1 protein-coding gene is annotated in these 815 nt (G+C 57.1%); it reads left to right on the plus strand.

Going from position 1 to position 815, the window contains the following annotated elements; genetic code table 11:
* Positions 1-86 precede the first annotated feature (86 nt).
* Positions 87-611: a serine protease gene (locus EDM57_RS00010; protein ID WP_122902734.1), complete on the plus strand. Its 525-nt coding sequence runs from the start codon at positions 87-89 to the stop codon at positions 609-611.
* Positions 612-815: the final 204 nt, after the last annotated feature.

Below are 815 nucleotides of genomic sequence, written 5' to 3' on the forward strand. Positions count from 1 at the left end.
GCCGTGTTTTCCCCGGAGGCAAGGGAGCTGCACGTCCTGGATGAGCTTCAGGAGCGACAAGTCATCTGGCAGGAAGGGGAGCGGGTATGAACTATTTCATCATGACACAGGACGAGCGGATCGCACAGGCAGTCGTGCCTACTGGCGTTTTCGATGTCCTCCGCCCGGAGTGGCTGACGCCGGATTATCAGGAAGAGCTGGACGAGGCGATTCTCCAGTTTGACCTCAAGCCCAAGCGCGAGAACGTCTACCTCGATTTTCTCGACCGCCCGATTCCCCTTTATTCTGATCGCCTGAAAGAGCTGATCCACAAATTCGCTCCCCGGCTTTTCGCCAAATCCGTTGTTCTCGCTGACCAGGAGAGGGTCAGGCAGGACGTGTACTGGCTGCTCGTCCTGCCGCGCGTCGCTTGCCTGTCGGAGCAAAGCGAGTTTCACCCAAACGGCGCGCTCAAGCGGCTGGTGATCGAGGGAGCAAACGTCAAGCGCCACACGATTTTTCAGGTGGAAGGAATCCGGGAGCCGCACATCATCATTGATCTGCGGCTGGCTGAGGCGTTGCTGCGCCGGGATTTTTTCGGGATTCGTCTGAAAAAAGTCGAGCACGTATAACGAGGTCAAACGATGTCTTTGGGAAAAGATGCCGCCCTCGTCGTTTTCAAAACCAGCGAGGAGGGGGGAACCATCCTGTCTGCTGCGGCAAAAAGTTGGTACACAGCAGCAGACAAGGCAAACTCCTGAGGGAGTGAGGGGGGATAGCATGAGCACGACCGAGAAGCTGGCCGGATACGAACAGATCCAGTTGGCCTCACCCTT

It is taken from the genome of Brevibacillus gelatini (assembly GCF_003710935.1).
In the GTDB taxonomy this organism is placed as follows: Bacteria; Bacillota; Bacilli; order Brevibacillales; family Brevibacillaceae; genus Brevibacillus; species Brevibacillus gelatini.

Excerpts from the sequence above, each read along its gene's own strand:
- EDM57_RS00010 (WP_122902734.1), top strand. The coding sequence starts at position 87 with ATGAACTATTTCATCATGACACAGGACGAGCGGATCGCACAGGCAGTC.